The sequence below is a fragment of the Cellulomonas septica genome, from assembly GCF_012396155.1.
Lineage (GTDB): Bacteria > Actinomycetota > Actinomycetes > Actinomycetales > Cellulomonadaceae > Cellulomonas > Cellulomonas septica.
Genome location: NZ_JAAXOY010000282.1, coordinates 1 through 4,378, shown reverse-complemented (window position 1 = coordinate 4,378; position 4,378 = coordinate 1). Strand labels below are relative to the sequence as shown.

General features: G+C 74.8%; 5 protein-coding genes. 3 read left to right on the top strand and 2 right to left on the bottom strand.

Features of this window, described 5'->3' with window-relative positions:
* The coding region (locus HGA02_RS11570; protein ID WP_343035451.1) for an AI-2E family transporter at nucleotides 1-1,023 on the bottom strand (1,023 nt) is incomplete at its 3' end.
* Between the two features lie 162 nt (nucleotides 1,024-1,185).
* Here HGA02_RS11570 and HGA02_RS11565 point away from each other — a divergent pair.
* The 3 genes from HGA02_RS11565 to HGA02_RS11555 all read left to right on the top strand — a co-directional run bounded on the left by HGA02_RS11565 (nucleotide 1,186) and on the right by HGA02_RS11555 (nucleotide 3,096).
* A complete protein-coding gene (locus tag HGA02_RS11565) occupies nucleotides 1,186-1,617 on the top strand; it encodes a VOC family protein (protein WP_168679137.1) in 432 nt (143 codons plus the stop codon).
* 94 nt (nucleotides 1,618-1,711) lie between these two features.
* Complete coding sequence (locus tag HGA02_RS11560; protein WP_246247702.1) at nucleotides 1,712-2,269, top strand: OsmC family protein; 558 nt, start codon at nucleotides 1,712-1,714, stop codon at nucleotides 2,267-2,269.
* A 5-nt stretch (nucleotides 2,270-2,274) separates the two neighbouring features.
* Nucleotides 2,275-3,096: a hypothetical protein gene (locus HGA02_RS11555; RefSeq protein WP_168679136.1), complete on the top strand. Its 822-nt coding sequence runs from the start codon at nucleotides 2,275-2,277 to the stop codon at nucleotides 3,094-3,096.
* A 139-nt stretch (nucleotides 3,097-3,235) separates the two neighbouring features.
* Here the strand turns inward: HGA02_RS11555 and HGA02_RS11550 are convergent, their stop codons facing one another.
* Entirely contained in the window at nucleotides 3,236-4,228 is a 993-nt protein-coding gene (locus HGA02_RS11550; RefSeq protein WP_168679135.1) for an aldo/keto reductase, read from the bottom strand.
* Between the last annotated feature and the right edge of the window lie 150 nt (nucleotides 4,229-4,378).

Sequence of the window (4,378 nt, the reverse complement as noted above, 5' to 3'; positions counted from 1 at the left end):
CCTGCCTCTCGCCCTCATGCGGACGCTGCAGCTCGGCCAGTACGTCGTCGACCTGCCCGTCTCGACCGAGGTGTCCGTCAAGGGCGGCAAGGGCATCTGGGGCATGCCCAAGCACCAGGCGTCGCTCACGAACTTCGGCTGGACCAGCACCTGCAGCACGACGTTGACCACGCAGTAGACCGCGATCACGCCGAGCATGAGCGGCCACCCGCCGACGACGAGCGCGAGCACCGCGGGCGGGATCAGCCCGAGCACGAACCCCACGTTCGGCACGAAGTTCGTGACGAACGCGAGGATCGCCCACACGACCGGCGCGGGGATGCCGAGCATCGCGAGCGCGATCCCGTCGAGCACCGCGACGATCGCACCGAACGTCGCGTTGACGACGTAGTACCGCCGCACGCCCGTCGTGAACCGCGCGATGCGCCCGAGCGCCGGCCCGCGCTCGGTGCCGAACAGCCGCCCCGCGCTCGCGTACCGGGCACCGTCGGCCGCCATGAACAGCACGTACGCGAAGACGACGAACAGCGCCCCGAGCACCGACACCGCGGACGACCCCAGCGACGTGACCACGCCGACCAGCCGGGCCGGGTCGAGCGCCGCCGACGCCGCGTCCGCGGCGGTCCCGTCGAGCCCGAGGCCGGCGAGCCGCCGCGACGCGTCGTCGACCACCGAGCCGAGCTCGTCGGCGTAGTCGCCGACCATGACGGCGAACCGCGCGACCGCGAACGCGATGAGCCCTGCGATCGTGAGGATCACGAGCCACCCCACGACCACGACGACCGTCGTCGCCGCCCACGAGGGCCAGCCGCGCCGCTCGAGCGGGAACCGCAGCGGGTGCACGATCACGACGATCACCGCCCCGAGCGCGAGCGGTCCCAGCAGGTCGCGGGCCGCCCACACCCCGGCCAGCAGCACCACGACCGCGGCGAGCACCACGAGCGTGCGCTGCGCGTGGCCGGTCCCCGTGGTGCCCGCCGCGCCCGAACCCGTCCCGTCGCCCACCCGGACCTCCGTCGCCACGACCACCACCGGCAGGCTCACCCTGGCGCGCCGCGGGGGCGGCGTCCAGCCACACGCCGCAGGCCCGACGCGCGGGTCGCGCAGGTCCTCGGGCACGGCCGACGGGCGTGTCGGACCCCGTCGCTACCGTGGACGCACCACCCCACGACGGAAGGAACGGTCATGGCGGCACCGGTCACGCTCCGCGGGATCTCGACTCTCTCCCTGTGGGCCGACGACGTCTCCGCCGCCGGCGCCTGGTACGCCGACCTGCTGGGTGTCGAGCCGTACTACGCGCGCCCCGAGCCGCCCGCGGCACCGAGCTACCTCGAGTTCCGGCTGGGCGACCACGGGACCGAGCTCGGCATCATCGACCGCCGCTTCGCGCTCCCGGGCCTGCGCACCGGCGAGCCGGGCGGGATCGTCGCGTACTGGGCGGTCGACGACGTGCAGAAGGCGCTCGACACGTTCCTCGCGGCCGGTGCGACGCCGTTGCAGCCGATCACGGAGTTCGGGCCCGGGTTCGTGACCGCCGCGGTCGTCGACCCCTTCGGCAACGTGGTCGGGCTCATGTACAACCAGCACTACCTGGACCAGGTCGCGGGCGACGCCTGACCGGGTCCTCGCCGCACGACCTCTGCACCGCGTCCTCGCACGGCGAACACCCGCCGAGCGGTCGCGCGGACGCCTGCGTGGCAGGATCGAGCGCATGACGACGGACCAGACGGTGGCGCAGCAGACGCTTCCGACCGCTCCGGACGCGTCCGCGGCCGAGTCCGCGACGCCCGCCCCGGAGTCCACGCCCGCACCCGTGCCCGCGGTCGCGACGACGCCCGACGTGACGAAGAACGCCGGCGACACCGAGCTGTGGGTCGAGCGCACCGGCAAGCGGCAGTACACGGGCCGCTCGTCCCGCGGCGCCGAGGTGCTCATCGGCTCGGTCGGTGACGAGGGCCGGTTCACGCCCGGCGAGCTGCTCAAGATCGCGCTCGCCGCGTGCAGCGGCCTGTCGTCCGACGCGGCGCTCGCGCACCGGCTGGGCGACGACGTCGACGTCACCATCAAGGTCAGCGGCATGGCCCACGACACCGAGGACCGCTACCCGGCGCTCGCGGAGGAGCTCGTCGTCGACCTGTCGAGCCTCGACCCGGCCGCCCGCGAGCGCCTGCTCACGGTCGTGCACCGCGCGGTCGACCAGCACTGCACCGTCGGCCGCACCCTGGAGCGCGGGGCCGCGGTGACCCTGACGGTCACCGGGGAGCGCTGAGGCGGATGCCACGCCTCGTCGAGGCCGCCCTCGCGAAGGCGGTGACGATCCCGTCGTCCACGATCCACGCGCACGTCGACCAGCTGCGCCGACGCAACCCCGAGGCGACGCCCGAGGAGCTCGTGCGGCTGCTCGAGAAGGAGTACCTCGTCGTGGTCGCCGCCGCGGGCGGCGCGGTCGGTGCGGCGGCAGCGGCCCCCGCGGTCGGGACCGGCGTCGCGCTGACGCTGACCGCGAGCGACGTCGCGACGTTCTTCGGGGCGTCGGCGGCCTTCGCGCTGGCCGTGGCGAGCGTGCACGGGATCGACGTCGAGGACGTCGAGCGACGACGTGCCCTGCTGCTCACGACGATCCTCGGCGAGTCCGGCGCGAAGGCCGTCGGGGACGCGGCGGAGTTCTCGTCGGCGAACGCGGCGCGCGTGCTGCTCACGCGCATGCCGATCGCGACGGTGCGCAAGGTCAACTCGACGCTGACCCGCAAGATGCTCCGCACGCAGATCACGCGCCACACGGGTCTCGCGCTCGGGCGGCTCGTGCCCTACGGGATCGGCGCGGTCGTCGGCGTGACCGGTGCCCGCGCGCTCGGCCGGACGGTCATCCAGGGTGCGCGCGCCGCGTTCGGCCCACCGCCGGCGCAGTTCCCGGAGACGATCGTGGTCGCCGCGGGCGCGGTGCCGAAGCTCATCGTCGGCGACCGCAAGGACGGCGCACCGCTCGTGCCGGGTCTCACCGCGGTCCCCGAGCAGCGCGGGCGGCGCCTGCGCGCGCTGACCGGCCGCCGCACCCCGAAGGTCCCCGAGCAGAGCTCGGCACCCGACGAGTCCTGAGCGCGTCGCGACCCGGCGCGGGAACGTGACGACCGGCACCCGCCTGCGTGCGAGACGGGTGGTCCACCCGGAGACGACGGGCCGGCCGCGCGCGCAGCCGTGACCACCACGGGTTCCGCGGGCGACCGGCCCGACGAGGTCACCAGCGGCCGTGCACGTGCTCCCGGACGCGCTCGTCGTAGATCGTGCGCAGGCGCTCCGACGTGTCGTCCCCGAGCGGGGCGAGGTCGGCGGCGGCCGCGTTGGCACGCGCCTGGTCGGGGGTGCGGGCGCCGGGGATGACGACGGACACGCCGGGCTGCTCGACGATCCACCGCAGCGCGAGCTGCGCGGTCGTGGCCCCCTCGGGCGTGAGCGCCGCGACCTCGCGGGCCGCGGCGACGCCGACGTCGTAGGGCACGCCGGAGAACGTCTCGCCGACGTCGAACGCCTCGCCGTGCCGGTTGAAGCTCCGGTGGTCGTCGGCGGCGAACGTCGTGTGCTCGTCGTACTTGCCGGACAGCAGGCCGGACGCGAGGGGCACGCGCGCGATGATCCCGACGCCGGCCTCGGCGGCGGCGGGGAGCACCTCGTCGAGCGGCTTGCGACGGAAGATGTTGAGGATGATCTGGATCGACGCGACGTTCGGCCGCGCGATCGCGGTGAGGGCCTCGTCCACGGTCTCGACGGACACGCCGTAGGCGGCGACGCGCTTCTCGTCGACGAGGGTGTCGAGCGCGTCGTAGGTCGACTCGCGCGACAGCACCGCGGTGGGCGGGCAGTGCAGCTGGACCAGGTCGAGCGTGTCGACGCCGAGGTTGCTGCGCGATCGGTCGGTCCAGCCGCGGAACGCGTCGAGCGTGTAGGCGTCGGCGACGTGCGGGTCGGCCCGGCGGCCCATCTTGGTCGCGACGGTCAGCCCGGACCCCGCGCCGCCGCGGGCGGCGAGGAACCGGCCCACGAGCCGCTCCGAGCGCCCGTCGCCGTAGACGTCCGCCGTGTCGAGGAAGGTGACCCCCGCGTCGACGGCCGCGTCGAGGATCTGCAGCGCGGTGTCGTCGCCGACGTCGCCCCAGTCCCCTCCCAGCTGCCAGCAGCCGAGGCCGACGACCCCGACCTCCCTACCCGTGCGTCCCAGAACCCGCTTCTCCATGCGTCCGACGCTACCCCGGCCGCGACGCCTCCTCGCGCGCGGCCCCCGCGACCGCAGGGCGTGACGAGCCGACGCAGCGCCGCGGCCGCAGGATGGTGCCGACAGGTCCGCCGACGGGCGGCGGCCCGCGGAGGGAGTCCCCATGACCAC